Here is a 19,297-nt window from a genome sequence, read left to right as displayed (position 1 = left end):
AATCCGCACCGTTGTCCCGAGGTCGAAGCATCAGTGTATCGTGGACGCATGCGCGCCGCGTTGGATGGCGAGCAGGTCCTTCACCGCGGACAGATGATGGATGTCCCCCAGGTGAAGCTGCTGGTCATCTCCTCCGACTTCGTTCTCAACTGCGTGGGCGAGGATAAAGGTGATTGCCGAACCGGCGTGAGGCAACGCGATGCGCGCCCAGCGCTGCGGACCGAATACAGCTCCGACAACCGGCGAACCACCCGCTTTCGAAGCAGTATGCGTCGCGTCAACGATGGCGGCGGCCTCAGCGTACGTGCGTGCGCGCGCGGCGATCTTGCGGAATGCCGGAGTGAGAGTCGCCTGATACTCGAACTCCCTGATCGCTTCGTTCCGGGTCATCGGATTTTGGCTATGATACGGTGCGGCGAAGGGCCGTCCCGCCTTTTGGCACATTGCGATCAGGTCCGACAGGTGCTCGCACCGTGAATGAAAGATCGCGCCTTCCGCATCGCTCCGAAGCGTCTCAGCGATTGCCGTCTTGGCCGTGTCGGCGTCCTTGCCCGTGCCGAAGTGTGCGACCCACCACGGAACGGGTAGGCTTCCGATTCCAAGGATTGAATCCCATAGCGCCTCGGGAATCAAATCTACGCGGAATTCGATCGCGCGCACGCCCCAGCAGACGAGCGAATCGATCTGCTTCATGATGTCATCGCGATCTCTTCCCGACACTGTCGCCCAAACCTGATGACTCGAGAATTTCTGCATGGTTCTCTCCCTCCTTTGGTAATGTCACAGTTGTGACGCGGCCAGCGTTGTGCTGGCGTTGCGGCTGCCGATCGAGCGGTCGTATTGGCGACGTTCATGCTTCGAAATGAATGTATCGAGCAGCGAATTGAACTGCTCGCTGTGGGTCAGGTACGGGAAATGACCAGCGCCATCGATTTCCACGAGTGCTGCACCGGGCACTCCTGCCACGATCTCTCGAGAATGGCGTGTACTGACGATGCGATCGTTCGAGCCGACAATGCACTGGGTCGGCGCCTTGATGCCGGCGAGCCACGGCAGCGGCGACAGCGAGAGCATCTCGCTGAGGTATCGCATTGCGATCAATGCGTTCGCGCAGAAGCTATCGAGGAGTAACGCCGGTGATGCACCCGTTACGACGCCACCATCGGCTTGGTGCTGGCTCACTTCGGCGAAGTCGGCTTTCACGCGGTCGACCGCCGTCGTGAGCATCTCGGTGAACTGTTCTGTCGTGAGCTGGCTAGGATCGCCCACCACCATTTCTGACGTATCGTGAAAGGCGCCGACTAGCGTCAGCGACGCCACCCGGTCGGGGAACGACCTGGTCATGTAGATCGCCGAGATGCAACCGAGACAGGAGGCGACTAAGTGGACAGGCCGTTCCGGTGACAGCACGTCGATCATATCCATGAAAACCTCAGAGATGCCTCTGGTTGTGCAGTCCCGAATGGGACTTGTTGCGCCGTAGCCAGGCGGATGGAGTGCGATGAACTGCATCGTGCTCGTCAGGCTCGACGACAGCTGATGCGTCCAGATGGGAGCCGTTAGGGCGACGGCGGGCAGGAGCACAACCGGGGCACCGCTTCCGATAGTGAAAAGCTCGACGGCATTGCATGACTTCGTGTTCATCAGCAGGTGCTTGAGCTCAGGCCTCCCAGAGGCGGCCACCGGAAGGCCCAGCTTAGGCCCGATCTCGCACGCCTTTTTCAGCCGACCGTCTCGGTACATTGCGCCGTACTGTGCGAGATAGTCCGAGACATCCGGAGGAGGGTGCCGATCAAGGACATATGCCTCGGCGGCTGCTCGGCCGCTTGGCGCCGGGCTGCCGGCGACCGTAGGTGTCGGCGCGCCGACACACGACGGTGCCGGCGGCAGCGGAACGAGCGCCCCGGCTGCGGCAGGATGCTGCTGCAGCAATTGTTGAGCGACGGCCCGCAACGTCGTCGAGGTGATGAACAGCGTCGCCGGGAGAGTCCCGGCCTTCGCCTCCAATGCCTTCTGCAGGGCGAGTACCGTGAGCGAGTCGATGCCATAGTTGATGAGGTCGGTATCCGGATCAATTCGCGCGCGGCTGATCTTCAGGACCGTCGACAGCAGATCGGACAGCGCATAGCTCAGTTGGTGTTCGTCCGGAAGCACAGCGGGAGCTCCTCCCGGCATCGATGCCGAGATGAGGGGCTCATCGCTCGGTGACCCAGGCTCGTCCTTTGTCACAGGCGTGCGTGAGGGCGGCTCCGGGGCGGGCACTGTCTCCGCCATTGTGACTGCGCCGTCGGCGCTCGGTCGACGAGTGGTGTGTGGCACGAACCCCATCCGTTCGAGTACGACGCCGTCGACGTCCAGGGCAATGGTTTGCGAGGAACGACGGCCGATGACGCGCTCGAGGATTGCGACACCCTGGCCAGCCTTAAGCGGGTGAACGCCCTTGGCCTCGAGCATAGCACCGATCTCGGGGTCACCTCCCTCCCAGTAGCCCCAGTTGATCGACACGACCGGATAGGCTGCGTTGTCTGCCCAATACAGCGCGAACGCGTCCTGCGCCGAGCACGCTGCCGCATAGTCCCCCCAGCCGACGTTGCCGACATACGCCTCCGCCGATGAGAAGAGCGCGACGAAGCCGATGTCGCGGTGGCGCAGGGCCGAGTACAACGCGTACGTCGATTCGGACTTGGATGAGAGCGTGCGGGCGATCTGCTCTTCAGTGAGTTCCGAAAGCCGCGCCACTTCGTGGACCATCGCAAGATGGAGAATGCCGTCGATATCACCGTGCTTCGCTTCGATTTCGTCGAACGCGGCCTCGAGTTGGTCGACTGCCGCCGCGTCTACAGTCATGTAGCTCAATTGTCCGCCCACGTGCGCCAGCTCGGTCACCTGCGCTGCGACCGAATCGTCGAAGGGACGGCGTCCCAACCAGATGAGCCGCGCTCTCGCGAGTGAGGCGAGTTGGCGGCTCAGCACTCTGCCGACAGCGCCTGCGCCCCCAACGATTACGTAGAGGCCGTTGTGTTTGAAAACAGGCGCCTGAATCTCCTCGATAGCATGCGGATGGATCTGGCGGATGAAGGCTTGGCCGTCGCGAATCGACGCCTCGGTGTAGCCTGCGACGCCCGTAATGGCAGTATGGAGTGCAGCCAACAAGCGTGCATGACGGCTGGCATCGGACGCGCGGATATCGAGGTCGAAGATCTCGGGGGAGAGCTCAGGATACTCGCGCGCGATGCAGCGTGCAATTCCGGATACGGCTGCGGTGAAGGGCTGTATGCGCTCAGCCGAGTGCACGCGATTCGTACGGTTCGCGAAGACCTTCAGCCGCGGCATGCTGCAGCCGGCTCGGCGCCGGCCTTCGAGTCCCTTAACCAGGCGGACCAGCGATCTCACGCCTTGTAGCTGCAAGCGCTGGAACGCAGCCATTGTCCCTGGGTGCCATTCGTCGTCGTGATAGCCGCCGAGAAAATAAACGGTGCGGAGGTCCTCAATGTGCTCGAGACAGGCTCCGATAGCATCCGCGTCAGAGAGACTTACGGTCCACTTGGTCGGCGAGACCAGCTCCGTGCGCGTCTCGAGAACGATCTCATAGATGTCACTTGGGGGAAGAAGCTGCTTCAACGCATCGACGAGGAACTCGGCGCCGATCGGATAGACTAATAGCACGGCCCCGCCAGGCTGCGCGTCCGAGACAGTCGTTTCTTGAGTCGGCAGCGACGCAACGGGTATCCAGCGCGGACGAAACATCAGCCGTTCAATCTCGGCTCCATTGCTTTGCACACGAGTCTCGAGATTAGGATGTGCATGGTCACGCACCGGCGGCGTCGAGATGCTCCCGCCGCTGATCCGTGCTGCAGCTCCTTCGACCCAGCAGCGTTCGCGTGCGAACGGATACTGTGGCAGCGCGATCCGCCGCGGCTTCGGCGTCGTGTACATCTCATTCCAGGAAATGTCGACGCCCCTGCACCACAGCGCCCCGAGTCGCTCCAGACGTTTTGCGGATACGAGGCGCGAGACGTATGCCGATTCTTCGTATCGTGAAGCGATGTTCGCGGCGGTGTTCGGAACGTGTCCGGTCCACGTGAGTTCGGTCGGCTCGTTCGCCAAGAAGCATCGCAGTGATTCCGCCAGCTCTGGCAGGGATCCGACGAGCGTCGCGAAACGGTGCCGCATCGCTTCCCGTCCGACCTGGAGCGTGTAAGCGATTTGCTCCAAGTAAGCCGGCCTGGAATCCCCATCCGCAGCCTCCGACGCCGAATGGTCCAGCGACGCCAAGAGCTCCCCGATGGTGGCGCGCTCGATCCACTTTCGGTCGAGCGCGATACCGAGCTGGTCTTGGACACACGCGATCAGCGTGTCTTGGTCGGTAGGCTGACTCAAAATGTCGGTCAGCAAATCTGCGTCGTCAAGCAAGCAGGCGCGGACATGGCTCACGTTGCTCAAAAGCTCGAGCACCCAGTCACGAGTCAGCGGACCGGCGATAACGTGAGATTCAGTAGGCGCGAGCGCGCGCACGACGTGACTGTGCATATTTTGAATGACAACGCGCAACCGTTCATCGGTCTTCGCAGAGAGAACGACTAGCTGCTCAGCGCGGGTGGGGCGGAACACGACGGGTTCGGGATATTCCTCCAGGATGACGTGAGCGTTCGCCCCACCGACACCGAAGGAGCTGACGGCGGCCCGCCGTCTGGGTTGCGCTTCGAATCCGTTGCCGCCAGTGCGTGGAAGCTGCCAGCGTTGAAGGCTTTGTTGAACGAAGAACGGCGTGGCCTCGAATCGGATGTTAGGATTTAGCTTGTCTGAATGAAGACTTGCCACTATCTCCTGGTGTCGCATCTGCAGCACGACCTTGGCGATGCCAGCGAATCCCGCTGCGGCTTCCAGATGACCGATGTTCGACTTGACCGAACCGATGGCGCAGAATTGGGAGTCGTTCGTGTATCTCCTGAAGGTGTCTGTCAATGCCCTGATTTCGATTGGATCGCCGAGAGCGGTGCCCGGCGCATGGGCCTCGACGTACCCAATCGTCCGCGGATTGATTCGGGCTTTGCGGAGCGCCGCATCGATCAGCTCCGACTGGGCTTCGGCGCTGGGAACAGTGTAGCCGCTCGATCGGCCACCGTGGTTGATCGCTGTTGCTTTGATTACGGCATGTATTCGATCGCCGTCGGCGATCGCATCGACCAACGGCTTGAGGAGCAAGGCACCGACGCCGTCACCCGGAACGTAGCCGTTTGCGTCGGCACCGAAACTGCGGCACCGGCCATCGGTCGACGCGAATCCGAGCAGGCTGAGCGCGAGGTATTTGTGCGGATGCGTGGTGATATTCACTCCGCCGGCGATCGCGAGGTCGGTCTCGCCGCTGCGCAGGCTCTCGCAGGCGAGATGGACCGTCGTCAGTGAACCGGAGCAGCTGGTGTCGAGAGCTATGCTAGGCCCGTGGAAGTCGAAGAAGTACGAGGTGCGGTTCGCGATCGACGCAAAGGAGCTCTCCGTCGACGCGTCCTGTGTGCCGTAATGCTGATAGTCGCTCCACATTGCACTGACGTAGACGCCGACCCGCTTGGAATGGAGGAGTTCGCGGGTGTATCCCGCATCCTCAAGCGTGTGGTGAACCACCTCGAGGAACAGCCGCTGTTGAGGATCCATCGCCTCGGCCACGAGGTTTGGAATGTTGAAGAACAACGGATCAAAACAATCAGAGTCGTCGAGGAATCCACCCCATCGAGCGTACGACTTCCTCTCCGTGTTGGGCTTTTTGTCGTAGAGTTGCTTCCAGTCCCAAAGGCGGTCAGGGATCTCCGTGATACAGTCACGTCCCTCGCGCAGGTTGGCCCAAAACTCCTGCAGGTTGGCGGCGCGCGGGAATCTACCGCTGATGCCAATGATGGCGATGTCACCGGTGTGCGTCTCCTTCGGCCGCGGCGCCGCGGGGATCGACTGAGTAGGCGCGGTCTCGATTCCTTGCTCCTCGAGAAAGTAGTTGGTCAAGTGTCGCAACGTCTGGTACTCGAACAGCAGCGTCTTCGGGAGTTCGCCGAACCTGTCCTCAAGATGGCGGACGATGGCGACACTCATTACGGATTCTATGCCGTAGCGCTCGAACGGCTCGTCCTCACGGAGTTGGTCCTCCGGAATCTTTGTTTCGATCGAGATCGCCTGCCGAATCGCACGGTCGACGTCGGTTGCTGTCAGCCTCGAGGTCACGAGCGTGCCTCCTGTTCATGTGTTGTCATTGGTGAAATACTCGTGGAGAAAAACCGTTCGATATCTGCTCCGTTGCCGCAGCCGACGATAAAGTGGCCGCCGCCGGCGGCGAGACATGCCGCGAGGACCTCAATCGCCTTGTTGCTGCCAATCGGCGTTAATCCCATTGATCGCAGGTGGTCGATCTCGCGTGGGGGCAACGACATCCCGCCATCGGACCACGGCGGCCAGCTGACAGACACCGTCACGCCTTGCCGCTGACCACTTCGAATCATTGCGTTGCGATGCTCGGAGAAGAGATCGCCATAGCGATTCGCATATGCGTAATCGCTGGCGCCGACCGGCCCCGTCACGGACGCAAGCGACGAGAAGAGGACGAAATAGTCAAGCGGATCATTTCGTGTTGCCTCGTCGAGATTGATTGTTCCGAGCACCTTTGGAGCCAGGACATGACGCGCAGCCGAGAGCGGTCGATGCAGTAGCAGTTGTCCTCCTGCGACGCCAGCGCAGTGGAACACACCGCGAATTGGCCCGAGCTCAGCGCGCACGGTAGTAAGGCCCTTTGCGATTGCAACCGCATCAGTGACGTCGGCCTGCAGATAGCGAGCCGCCGCCGAGAGCGACGGTTCCACGACCGCAGTCTGCGGCTCGGCCGATCGGCCGATGAGCGCAACCTTCGCCCCGCACTCGACCAAGCGTCGGGCAATTCTCTGCCCGATGCCGCCGCCTCCGCCCGTGACAACGTATACCCCACCCGGACGAACGTGCAGACCCTGTGAGAGGCACGGAGAATAATCCGCTGTCAATCGTTTCACCTCGTAAGCGCTCGTCCGAAGATCAATCCTGTGTTCGGTGGCATCGGGTGCCCAAGCGCACAGCCCGTCGACAATGTAAGTAAGCTCCTTGCATCTGCCAACAAGCTCTGCTTCGCTCAAGCCCACCCATTGCACAAGTTTCAGCCTAAGCAGGGGGTTCTCGCTCCGGACCGCTCTGGCAAATCCCGACAGAGCTCCCACCGTCGGGGACTCGTCTCGTCCGGCGGCCGATACGGAAGAGATGATGACGAAACAGGGCTTACGCAGGCGCAATGCCAGCAGTTGCTTCGATAGCTCGAACATCGTGTCGAAACTGAAGCAAACCTGATCGTTCGCAGGCAGCGACATAAGCCCGACAGAGTCGTACCACACGACGAGTCGTCCGGGGGTAACCCCGTCAAACTGGCGTAGTAGGCTCGGCCATGGCACAGCAGCCCCGTACGACATCGACGCTGTCGACTTCTTTGCGAGGATGGCGTTTGCTAGGACGCCATGGCCCGCGCGGCTAAACGCATCGGCGAGCGCCGGAAGCCCGACGAACAAGTGGCGTGTGATTGCTGCGCCGTCCTTGCGCGGCAGCGGTGCCGCGACACGTTGCCAGGACTCACGATAGACGCGAGCATACTGAGCGGACTCGCGCCGTTTCTGAGGTCGTCCTGTGCTCTGTTCAATGTGCACCAAAGGCTCTCCCACATCTGAGAGGAGCGTGATCTCGCACTTGCGGACCGAACTCGCCGTGCGGCTAGTCTTGTCGAGAAGGACGAACGCATAGCATTGGCTCGGCAACGCAGAGTAAGGCGTGATCCGCTTCGCGCTAAACGGAAGCGCTAGAGAGGCGGGTGCGCAGCCATCGGAATTAAGGAGTTCGTGCAGCACCGAAAGTTGGAAAGCACCATCCAGGAGCGCCGGATTCAAACGCTCGGCCCATTGCCATGCCACAGCGAGATCGCTGTCCTCGATGGCCAAGCGCGCGATCGCCTCGTACGGCCCACACCAAACGGACTGAATTACCCGCAGCGAAGGACCAAATCGCAAGCCGGCATCATGCAGCCGGCGATAGCAAGCGGTGCCTGAAAGCTGCACGCCGCAGCGTGCCTTTATTATGTCGATGTCGACGCGTTCCCGCCGTCGAGGCGGCGCGCCGTCGAGGCGCGCCGAGCAGAGCTCGACCTGTTCCCCATTGGAGGAGGCTTGAAACGAAAGCAGGTGCCCATCACCATGCGGGCTGACAGTGATGTCAATAGGCTTCGGCTCGTCGTCGGTAAAGCGAAGCGGCCGGCTCCATACGACGTCAGCAATAGCAAGCGTGTCGGAATCGAGTATGCGACGCCCGACTGCGTCGGAGAGCGCAGCATACGCGGATGCAGCCAGGACAGGCGTGCTGTTGATCGTGTGATCTGCGACGAAGCGTTCGTTCCGCGCTAGATACAGCCGAAAGGCCCGACCGGAGCTGGTGGACGATTCGACGAGGAGAGCACGACTCCGGTCCTCAGCCTGAGGGCGCAGAGCCGGATGCCAGTACCGGGTGCGTGCGAACGGATAGGTGGGTAGCGAAATCCGCCGGTAATTCATGTCGGCATAGAGCATGCGCCAATCGATCGTGTGTCCACGCACCCATGCCTGCGCAACCGCGGTCGGATCTGTCTGGTGAGGGACGCTCGGCGCATAGATTGACGGCGCCGCGGATGCGCGGTCTGCATCCTCGAGGCCGCTGCCAATGCATACGTCGGGGATGGCATGGTCACCACACGCAAATGCGGTTAGCTGACGAACCAACTCCTGAATGGAATTCGTGACGAACGCGGCACGCTGGGAGAAGGATTCCCGACCCACGGCAAGTGTGTATGCAACATCGTGGATTCGCGCGCCATCAACTGTGGTGAGTGCGGCAGACAGTGCACGTGCATAGTCGGCCAGCTGCTGTTTCGTCTCGGCGGACAACGGAATAATGCTGCGCGCTGCGGTTCCCAATCCCGTCTCCTTCAGCAAAAATTCATGTTCGCGCACCACGACATGTGCATTGACGCCACCGAATCCGAAGGCGCTGACGCCGGCGGCGCGCAGCAGGCGCCGTCCGCTCGCATCTAGGTGCGCGCTCCATGGCCGGGCATCGGTGTGGAAGAATAGCGGCGTGCCATTGATCTCGATGCGAGGGTTCAGCTTGGTCAAATGCCGAGTGGGCGGCAGCTGCCGATAGCGGAGGGCCGCGACTGCCTTGAGGAGCCCGGCGATCCCGGCCGCGCCCTCAAGGTGGCCGATGCTCGTCTTCACGGAGCCCACACTGACGTGTTTCTCAGACGGAAGCGCTTCTCTACGGTCGCCGTAGAGCGTTGTAAGCGCCTCCTTGATCCCTTCGATCTCGATGGGATCTCCGAGCGGAGTGCCAGTGCCGTGCGCCTCGATATAGCCAATTTGCCGTGGATGCAGACCGCTGCGGCGATGAGCCTCCACGATCACTCGGGCCTGCGCTCCTGCATTGGGCGCGGTGAGCGCACTGGCGCGGCCTCCATGGTTGACTGCCGTGCCGCAGACTGCAGCATAGATATGGTCCTTGTCAGCTTCGGCGTCTGCAAGGGATTTGAGAAGCACAATTCCGAGACCTTCACCCCGGACGTATCCGTTCGCGCTCGTGTCGAAGGTCTTGCATGCGCCGTCTGCCGAGAGCACGCCTACCTTGGACAGACTGATATGCGGGATGGGATCAATCATGACGTTGATGCCTGCGACGATCGCCATCGAGCAGTCCCCGTTTTGAATCGCACGGGCAGCGTTGTGGACCGCGACCAGCGAACTGGAACAGGTCGTATCGATGACCTCGCTGGGGCCGTGCCAGCCGAAATAATAGCTCACTCGATTCGCGAGAAAGCTGCGGGCGGATCCGGTCAGCGAGAATCGATCAAGTGCCCCACCCTTTTGCTGAAGCAGGGCTGCGTATTCATCGCCGAGAGCACCGACGAACACGCCGATCGGCTGGCCGCGAAGACTAGTCGGGCGGTAGCCGGCGTCCTCGAGCGTCTTCCAGACGCCTTCGAGCAAAAGACGTTGGCGCGGATCCATGAGCTCGGCCTCGCGAGGCGAGATCGCGAAGAACGCCGCATCGAAGCAGTCGATATCGCGAATGAAGCCGGCGCAGTGGGCGCTCGTGACATTGCCTTCCCCATTCGGATCGCCGTAATGGGTCTTCCAATCCCATCGGTCGGGTGGGATTGGGTCGATACAGTCGTGGGAGGCGACAATGTTGGTCCAGAATGCATCGAGACCGTCGGAGTGCGGCATACGACAATGGATTCCGATGATCGATAGCTCCGTGAGCCGGTCAGCGGGCGTCCGCGCAGCGTCGAGGTCAGCAGCGATGACTCCGGGAGCAACCGACCGTGTTAACGAGGGGTCACTTACGGCTTGTATGAGGGCGTCGATGGTCGCACAGTGAAACAGCGTGGCCGGATTGACGGGGCGGCCCATCGCCTCACCAAGTCGTTCAGCGAGGACCGCAAAGTGGAGCGAGTTCGCACCGAGCGCGGCGAGGTCTGTGCTGCCGTCGAACTTCGTCGGATCGAGCGACAACAGATTTCCGAGCGTGGAGCACAGCAGTTTGACGAGACAAGCGCGACCGGGCCCACTCGTGTTCGCGATGTCGAGGGCATGCGGTTTTTGCGTCGCGTGCGCCAATAACTCCATCCAGGACTCCTGACTGAGGCGCTTGCGATCGACCTTGCCGTTGTCGGTCGTGGGTAGCGTCTTCAACACGCATACGCGCGACGGAATCATGTATTCGGGAAGCTGATCGCGGAGCCGTTGCCAAAATGCATCGTCTGTGATGAATCCCTCGTCGTCATGCGAGACACCGAAGGCAGCAATAAAAGGATTGCCGGCCTTCTCCTCGCGAACGACGGCGACGGCACTTTCGAGGCCTGCCTTGGTAAGTGCGGTCTCGATCTCGGCGAGCTCGATGCGGAATCCCCGGAGTTTGACCTGGTTGTCCATTCGGCCGAGGAACTCGATGTTGCCGTCGCTTCCGACGCGGGCGAGATCACCTGTCGCATACATCGTCATGCCCTGCCGCTCGTGAAATGGATCCGGCACGAATTTCTGCGACGTGAGCTCCTCCGCATGGAGATAGCCCGCGCTCAGGCACTCGCCGCCGATATATAAGTGCCCTTTTTGGCCGGTGGCGCAAGGGCGCCGGCGCTCGTCGAGAATGTAGTAGCGCGCATTCTGGATGGGTTTACCGTACGGGATGTTCGACCATCTAGGATCGATTTCGGGGACGACGAAGTAGTTCGACCAAATCGTCGCTTCGGTTGCGCCTCCGAGCGCGACCAGCTGCGCAACGCGCAAAGACTCGCGTACCTCGCCCACGAGGCTGACCGAGACCCAGTCGCCGCTTAAGAAAACGTGGCGCACCTCGGGCGGTTCGGCGGCTATCCGGCTTCTCAAGCTAGGTAAGAGGAACTGCATATATGCGGGCGCCGAGTTCCAGAAGGTGATGGATCCACTTAGGAGGATATCGGCCAAGCGGGCCGCGTCAGCACGTTCCGAATCGTCGGCAATGTGAATAGACCCTCCGCACGCGAGCATTCCGAATATGTCGAAAACAGAGAGGTCGAATGCGAGCGAGTTGACGAATAGGACTCGGTCAATAGGGCCAAAGCCGAACGTCTTGTGGACCCATCCGATGAGGTTGACCACCGGCCGATGCTGAACAACGACGCCCTTTGGCTGGCCGGTGCTCCCGCTCGTGAAAATAACGTAGGCGACGTCGTCTGCGCGCGTGCGTGTCCCAGTGAAGGGGACAACGCTCTCGCGCGCGATGGCGGACGCCTGCGCGTCTAAGCATATCGTTCGGGACGCGCCGACGAGCGATGCATACCGGGTCTGCGTGACGACAAGCGAAAGTCCCGATTGCTGGATGATCGATGCGATGCGCACCGGCGGGTCGCTGAGCGAAAGCGGCACGTACGCGGCGCCGCTCTTAAGGATCGCAAGCAGAGTCACGACCGTGTCGAGGGACCGCTCCATGAGAAGGCCGACGAGCGCGCCACGACCAATCTGCTGTGTTCGTAAGAAGTGCATGAGCTGGTTCGCGCGTCGCTCGAGCTGCCCATAAGTAAGCTCGCCGTCAGCCGCGATCAGTGCCACGCGATCGGGGGCCTCTGACGCACGTTGCTCGAACAGTCGATGAATGCACTGCGTGCGATCGTAGTCTGCATCGGTCTGGTTCCACGCCTCGGGCAACAAAGCTGGCGCGAGCAGGGCGGGCGGTGGTGGGGCCAGCTCCGACGCTGCGCGTTTCCATGCACTCTCATCGACGGCGAGCTCCGCTAGGATCCGCTGGTACTGTTCGAGTATGCGCGCCGCTTCGGCCGCGGTCATGAGATTTTGGCTGATCTGCCAAGTCGATTTGACACCATTGCCCGAGCGGACGACGACGTGGTCGATGTCGATCCCTGGCGTCGACGAATAGGCGATGCACTCACTCACCTGGGGATGGTTGAGAACAGGGACATTGAGGCAGTCCGTGAACGCGGCTGGAAAGCGACGGCCGAGATCGGCCGCGCTCCCGCCAGCGCGCAGCGCTTCGAACGGGTTGCCCCACCCGTGCAGATTGTCACGTCTCAGCTCGTTCTCGAGATCGCTGAGCCGCTGCTCAAAGGATCTCGTTGCTGCACTCCACGGTAGCCATGACACCGTCGAGCAGTCGCCATAATCAGCTTTTAGGCTCGGGAATGCCTCGCGCTGATGGTAGTCCACGACGACAATTGTAAAAGCGTCGTCATTGGTCGCGCGCCGCAGTGCTTCTGCGTAAGTAGCGAGGAGGACTGTTGCGGGATTCCGGCCGCGCGCATGAGCTTTCTGGCGCAAAGCGTCCCAGCGGTCGAACGTGAACTCAAGGCGTAGCGACGGCGATGAGTCGGGTGGCCTCGGCCACGGCCACGTCGGCCCCGACGGGATCGTGGCAAGCTTGTTGGCCCAATAGCGCCGGTCTGCCTGATAGGCTGCAGTCTCGATGTACCGCGCACGCGCTGTGGCGTAGTGACGAAATGCCGACGACGGCGTCCCCGTTTCATCCTCGTCATAGTAGCCACGGAAAAGTTGGTCGTAAAATAGCCCGACACTATACCCATCGAAAGCGACGCTATCGAGCAACACTTGCAATCTCGCCACATCGCTCTCTACTTGCCAGGCGCGCACGGCGAAGCGAGGCCAGCGTCCTCGCCGAAGGCTATTCTCCATCTCGGCGCGCACACTGTTGAGGCGGGAGCGAATCGCTTCAGGGTCCAGGCCACGGAGGTCCTCGACTCGTACTGGATAGGAAACAATGGGGAACTCAACGAGCCTGCCGCGGTCGGGCTGCAAGACCGAGCGTAGCGTCGATGAGTTCCTAATCACGACATCAATGGCGCGCTGGAGCCGCATGGCATCGAACGAGACCAGCTCGAACTCGCGGTACACCGTGGCCAGCGGCTCAGCAGGGTGCATTAGGCGATGCGCGACGTACGACTGCTGCAGCGGAGTCAGCGGAGCATCTTGCTCGCCAGTGGTGGTGGCCCACCCAATGAGCTCCCGTCGCTGAGCGAGGACTTCGGCGTCGGCCTCCCATGCCGCCTCAGTGGCGTCGCCGAGCTGCAAAGTGCGCCTGGTGAGCCCATCGAAGACTGGCTGGATATCGCCGAGCTCCAATCGGTCGATGGCAACGTCCCAGGCGAGATGGAGGCCCTCCGCCCGCTCGTACGCCTGCATGTGCAGATCGACACCGGGGGTCTGCGAGACTTCGAAGTCGGCGGTGGACAACCATGTTGGAGCGTCAGCCGACTGTGCGCCAGACCACAGCGTGCTGCTGAAAACGACGTTCAATCGCTGTTGCATCTCGCGCGTCGCGTCGCGTAGCGCAGCGACGCCGCCCACGTAACGGTGATTGAGGTCCTGCCATAGCTGGCGCTGATAGCGGCGCAATCTTTCGGGCAGTGATAGGTCGGCATGGTCGTCAACGATGAAGATGCTTGTCGACGTGAATGGGCCCACTACTTCGTCAATGTCCGGATGCAGGGCGAGACGCCCGTCGAGCGTGAGGACCAGCGAAAAGCGGTCTCCCCAGCCGGCGTCGCGCACCTGCTCCGCAAACAGGCCGAGCAGCCCGACGCTTGGCGAGACTTTGGCGTTGACGAGCGCTGCCTTGATGCGCTGCCAGACCGCTGTTGGCACTAGCGCGTGCAGCCGACGACGCTCGTCCGTCGCATTCACTGGACGCCCCGCGTAGTGCCGACGAGACGGCAGTCGTGGATGAGGCGGCAGCTCGCGCAGCCGCTTTTTCCAATACTCAAGAGACCGTCGGTGCGCCGCGCTGCCTTCGAACTGCTTCATCGTCATGACGAAGTCGCGGAATGTCGCTCGCGGTGGCTGAATCTCCCGCCCCTCGTAGAGCATGCGCCACTGCCTGAAGAGCAGGCTGGCGCTGGGGCCATCGACGATCCACGAGTCCATACTGACGTCAACCCGCGCCGGACCCGCGGCGCCTGTCGTTATGCGAATGTCGAATAGTGGCCACTCCGCAATCTGATATACCCGATGCGACATCTCGCGGCGAACCTTCGCGAGGTGCTCGTCGAGGCGGGCGCGGTCGCCTTGCACGTCATAGCGAACAAAATCAAAATCGGGCAGCTCAGCCAGAACTCTCTGGGTTCCATCCCGATCGATGACGGCCCTCAGCATCGGGTGCAGTGCGACCAGGCGGCGCCAAGCGCTCTCGAGCCGCTCTAGATCGAGACGCTCGACGTAAAACTCCAGGTACGTGTGTGCGCCGACGCCAGCGTAGTCTGGGATTCGCCGGGCCACGAAATAGGCAGCCTGCAATTCGGTCAGAGGGAACGGTCTGTTTGGTTCTCCCGACTCCACCCAGCGAGGATGAGCATCTGCAGCGATGGTGTTCTCGAAAAGCCTGGCGGAAAGATCAGCGATCGAGCAGTCGCCTAGGAGCAACTCGAGCGGGACGCTGAACCCGAGCGTTCGTTCGAGGCTGAGCTTGAGCGTGATCGACCGGACCGAATCGAAGCCGTAATCGCGCAGCGACCGACCGGAAGAGACGCTCGCGTCGTCGACGCCCAGGACCTGCGCCACCGCGTTCGCGATCGTGCGACATGGATCAGCCCGCCCTTCACACGGTGACCCATTATTGGGCACGGCGTCCTGTGGCGCATCGATCCAGAATCGCTCTTGGGCGAAGGGGTAGGTTGGCAATGGGATCCGACGCGATGTTCCCCCGGCGAATAGCTCCCGCCACTCATCATCGACGCCCCGTGTGATTGTATCGGCAATTCTGCAGGCCTTCTCGAAAGACATGACGGCTGGATCGAAAGCAAGCGGTGGCCCTGCGGTAGCTGCCGTCGGCGAAGGCGTCACGGCGCGCAGTCCGCATGAGCCATCTGCCTCGAGCGCGTGGCGAGCGAGCGATCGCAGCTCCTCCTGGCTGCGAGCAACGAACACATAGCCGTGCGGGAACAGTTTCCGACCGGAGAGCAGCGAATACGAGATGTCTCGGAGCGTGGCTCCTCGGCCAGCCTCGTCGATCCAGCGCAGGAATGCGACAACAAGGTGCCGGGCCGCGGCCGGCGTCGCCGCCGTCATCGGAAAGACCCATGAGCCGCCTTTTGGTAAATCAGGATTCGGCGGGTGAGGCGACTCCTCGAGGACGCAATGCGCGTTGGTGCCGCCAATGCCGAACGCATTGACCGCCGCGCGCCGGAGCAATCCCTTATCGGCATTCCAGGCAGTGTGCGCAGTGGCGACGAAGAACGGCGAATCGGCCAGGTTAAGCAGCGGATTGGGCCGATGGAAATGAAGGGATGGAACGAACTGGCGGTGGTACAGACACAGGGTCGCCTTGATGAGCCCGGCGATCCCCGCAGCTGCTGTCAGGTGACCAATGTTCGTCTTCACCGATCCGATCGCGCAGAACTGCCGTCGCGAGGTGAACCGGCGGAAGGTACGCATCAGGGCTTCGACCTCGATCGAATCTCCTAGGCGCGTGCCCGTGCCGTGAGCTTCTATGAAACCAATCGTTGCCGGATCGATGCCGAGCCGGTGATAAAGCGACGTCTGAAGTTCGGACTGTGCCCGCCCATTGGGCGCGACGATTCCATTGGAGCGGCCGTCTTGATTCACGGCCGTTCCTCGGATAATGGCGCGTATGTGATCGCCGTCGGCAAGAGCGTCGTTCAAACGCTTGAGCACGATGAACGCGACACCTTCGCCGTGCACGAATCCGTCGGCGGCTTCGTCGAACGCGCGGCAGTGGCCGGTCGGAGAGAACACGCCAAGCTTGCTCGTCGCCACGTAAAAACTCGGGTCGTTGGTGACGCAGACGCCGCCGGCCAACGACACTGTGCACTCGCCAGCGATCAGACTTCGACACGCCAGGTGCACTGCCACCAGCGAGGAGGAGCACGCGGTGTCAACAACCACGCTCGGGCCGCGCAGGTTGTTGAAGTAGGATATGCGCGCGGCCAACAGTGACATATCATTTCCCAGCAGCGTATTGGCATCGGGTGCGCCTCCGCTGGCAGAGATCAGCGCGGCATAGTCGCTCGCGCGCGCCCCAACATACACACCGACTGTCTGGTGTTCGAGGCCGGGGCCTGCGCAGCCGCTGTCCTCGAGCGCCCGCCATGACTCCATCAGGCACAGACGCTGCTGCGGATCCATGGCCCGCGCTTCTGCTGGGGAGAGCCCGAAGAACTCTGGATCGAACTTGTCGGCTCCAGCGAGAAAGCCTCCCCACTTGCTGTACGAACGGCGGTCCCGGGCCGGATCAGGATCGTAGACTGCCTCTGGATTCCATCGGCCATACGTCTGCGTCGAAATGCTCTCAATACCGGCGCACAGGTTGCCCCAGAATTGATGAATGTCGTTTGCCCCTGGGAAGCGGCCGCTGATCCCAACGATTGCAATCGAGTCATGGTCTTTGACTACGGGGGCCGCCCGGGCGACAGCCGGTTCGGGGGTGCCGCACAGTTGCGAGAGCAGTGCGTCGAGCGTTGGGTAGTCATAGACCATCACCGCTGAGATAGGCCGCTGCAGTTTGTCTGAGAGCCGACGTGCGAAATCGATCGTCGCGATTGAGTCGAAGCCGAGTAGCACGAGTTCGACGTCACAACGGATCGCGCTCGCGTCCACCCCGACCACGCTAGCGGCAACCTCGCGAACGAGCGCGCGTATGCGCTCTGGACCGTCAGGCCCAGCCGGCGTCCGCACAGGTTCCGTCGGAGGTGAAGCGCAGAGCGCAATCCGATCGAGTTTCCCATTCGGACGGCGCGGCAGCGACTCGGTCCACGCGATCCGCTGAGGCACCATGTGTGACGGCAGGCGCTTCAAGAGGAACGCGCGGAGGTCTACTGCGGACCGAGTGTGCCCCTTGCGGCCCACCACATACGCCTCGAGGCAGGTGCGATCGGGTAGGGCGCGGTGTATTACGGCGCATTCCCCCACGGACGGGTGGTCAGAGAGTACGCGCTCAACTCCGCCAAGTTCGAGGCGCATCCCATTGACTTTGACCTGATGGTCTCGCCGGCCCGTGATGTAAATTCCATCGGGCAACATGTACCCCATGTCGCCAGTGCGGTAGAAGCGAGATGGCATTGCACCGTCACTGGGAGATGCCTCGACAAAGCGTTCCACAGTCAGGTCGGGACGATTTAGGTACTCCAGCGCGACGGGGGCACCGGCAACGCAAAGCTCGCCCTCCACGCCGAAGGGCACAGGCCGCATGTACGGGTCGAGAATCACCGTCGTGACATTGGCTATCGGGCGAAATCCTCGCCCGTGTTCAACGCCGTGCTCCGTTGGAGGGAAGGCAGTGTGCAGGATCGTATTCACTTCCGTAGCGCCGAAATCGTTGACGAGCAGCGTGCGCGGGAAAATGGCGTGAAAGCGTCGTAGCAGCGCATTTGTGAGCGGCTCCCCGCCAATGATAACGATGCGCAGACGGTCGGGCCACGCGGGTGCGCGCTCGCGCGCATCGAGCAGGAGGTTGAGTAACGTCGGTGTCAACGTGATGAAGGAGACACGATGCTGCGCGAGAAAAGCCGCGAAATCGACCGGGTCACGGAGAACGGCATCGGGTACAATTACCGTCGGAATGCCGGCTAACACACCGCCGAGCAACTCCCACATAGATGGCATCACGCTGATCGACGAGCGCTGTGCAAGGACGTCTCCATCTGAAAACGGATAGGTCTCCCACATCCAGTGCAGCCGATTGATCAGTTGTCGCTGGCAATGAACGACGCCCTTAGGACGTCCTGTAGACCCGGATGTGTACATGATCAAGCACGGCGTTGTCGTTCCGATGTGTTCCGCAATCACCGGCCGTTCGCCGGCGTCGTCGCTGACCGCGATTAGATGTGTAGTCGGCGGCACCACCGACGGATCCAGCGCGTGATCGGTAATGACGACGGGTGCACGGGTATCGTCGACGATCAGCCGCAGATACTCCGTCGGATACGAATGGTCGAGAGGAACGTAGGCCGCGCCCAATCTCTGAATGGCGAGGAATGTGACCAGAGCGTCCACGGACCGTCTCACGTAAACGACGACGGGCATCGCAACGCCGACGCCGAGCGCTGCGAGGCGCCCCGTCAAGCTGCGGACACGCCCATCTAGGACGCGATTGGAGACACCGCTTGGTCCATTTGCATCGCAGGGATCGATCACGATGATCTGGTCTGGAGCGGTGAAAACCTGGTTGTCAAAGAGACGCAGCAGCGTCACGTTGGTCGGATATTCTCGTCGCGGCCCCGTTCCATTGGCCATCATGGCGGCGGCTTCAGAATCTTCGAGCAGCCGTGCTCGAGCGAGCGGCAGAGTCGGATTCGACAGGCAGCTCGCAATGACGCGAGTTAGGTGGTGCGCGAGTTGATGCACAAGCCAGCGGGCGAACGCGCCGGATCTATGGTGCAGGCTGAGCCAGCCCGAGGGCTTGTCTGAGCAGAATTCGAACGCCAGAACACCAGAAAACGTGTTCACTACGTAGTTTGTGTCCAGGATAACGGCGCAGGGAAGCATCGAATCATGCGACGGCATATTCGCATCTGCCGCCAGTTGGATACGCACGTCCTGCACTAGATCGCTTGTCTTGCGCGATCCAGGGCAGTCGACGCGGACGATTCGGGGGCACGCATGACCGTCTGCGCCCTGCGCGATCACGGTCAGGCTCACCTCGTCCGTTCCTAAATACTGGCTCAACAGGATCAGGACGGCAGCCACGAAAAGGGTCGATT

Annotated in this window: 3 protein-coding genes; all 3 read right to left on the bottom strand. The window is 61.6% G+C overall.

Going from position 1 to position 19,297, the window contains the following annotated elements:
* Nucleotides 1-30: 30 nt before the first annotated feature.
* Genes NSJP_RS17215 through NSJP_RS17205 form a run of 3 tightly spaced genes read right to left on the bottom strand, consistent with a single transcriptional unit; the run spans nt 31 to nt 19,283 of the window.
* The gene (locus NSJP_RS17215; RefSeq protein WP_080888109.1) at nt 31-756 is read right to left on the bottom strand and encodes a type I 3-dehydroquinate dehydratase; all 726 of its coding nucleotides are present in this window, start codon (nt 754-756) and stop codon (nt 31-33) included.
* Nucleotides 757-780: 24 nt separating this feature from the next.
* Nucleotides 781-6,210 (bottom strand): alpha/beta fold hydrolase, encoded by a 5,430-nt coding sequence (locus NSJP_RS17210; RefSeq protein ID WP_080888108.1) that lies wholly within the window; start codon nt 6,208-6,210, stop codon nt 781-783.
* Nucleotides 6,207-19,283 (bottom strand): non-ribosomal peptide synthetase, encoded by a 13,077-nt coding sequence (locus tag NSJP_RS17205; protein ID WP_172834422.1) that lies wholly within the window; start codon nt 19,281-19,283, stop codon nt 6,207-6,209. The genes NSJP_RS17210 and NSJP_RS17205 overlap by 4 nt, the downstream gene beginning before the upstream one ends.
* Nucleotides 19,284-19,297: the final 14 nt, after the last annotated feature.

This window comes from Nitrospira japonica (genome assembly GCF_900169565.1).
Taxonomy (GTDB): Bacteria; Nitrospirota; Nitrospiria; order Nitrospirales; family Nitrospiraceae; genus Nitrospira_C; species Nitrospira_C japonica_A.
Note: the sequence above shows the minus strand (reverse complement) of the source record. Positions and strands in the feature narration are given on the sequence as shown.